The 677-nt window shown below is 66.3% G+C and carries 1 protein-coding gene; it reads right to left on the bottom strand.

Annotation, left to right across the window (positions count from 1 at the left end; all coding sequences use genetic code 11):
• On the bottom strand, positions 1-654 hold a 654-nt coding region (locus tag LPA54_RS34390; RefSeq protein WP_228984575.1), incomplete at its 3' end, for an ATP-binding cassette domain-containing protein.
• Positions 655-677: the final 23 nt, after the last annotated feature.

The raw sequence follows: 677 nt of genomic DNA, 5'->3' as shown, positions 1-677 counted from the left end.
GAAGTACCGGTCGTGGGTCACGGCCACGACGGTGCCCTCGTACTTGGCGAGGTGCTGCTCCAGCCAGTTCACCGACTCGGCGTCGAGGTGGTTGGTGGGCTCGTCGAGCAGCAGCAGGTCGGGCTGCTCCAGCAGCAGCTTGCACAGCGCGACGCGGCGCTTCTCACCGCCGGAGAGGTTGGTGACGGGCCAGTCGCCGGGCGGGCAGCCCAGGGCGTCCATGGCCTGCTCGAGCTGGGCGTCGAGGTCCCAGGCGTTCGCGTGGTCCAGTTCCTCCTGCAGCTTGCCCATCTCTTCGAGCAGCGCGTCGGAGTAGTCGGTCGCCATCTGCTCGGCGATCTCGTTGAACCGGTCGAGCTTGCCCTTGATCTCGGCGACGCCGTCCTGCACGTTCTCCAGGACCGTCTTCGACTCGTCCAGCGGCGGCTCCTGGAGCAGGATGCCGACGGTGTAGCCGGGCGTCAGGAACGCGTCACCGTTCGAGGGCTGCTCCAGCCCCGCCATGATCTTCAGAACGGTCGACTTACCGGCGCCGTTCGGGCCGACGACGCCGATCTTCGCCCCGGGGAGGAAGTTCAGGGTGACGTCGTCGAGGATCACCTTGTCGCCGTGCGCTTTGCGCGCCTTGCGCATGGTGTAAATGAACTCTGCCAAGAGAAACCGTCCGGCAACTTGAA

Source organism: Streptomyces sp. DH12 (genome assembly GCF_020873895.1).
In the GTDB taxonomy this organism is placed as follows: domain Bacteria; phylum Actinomycetota; class Actinomycetes; order Streptomycetales; family Streptomycetaceae; genus Streptomyces.
Note: the sequence above shows the minus strand (reverse complement) of the source record. Positions and strands in the feature narration are given on the sequence as shown.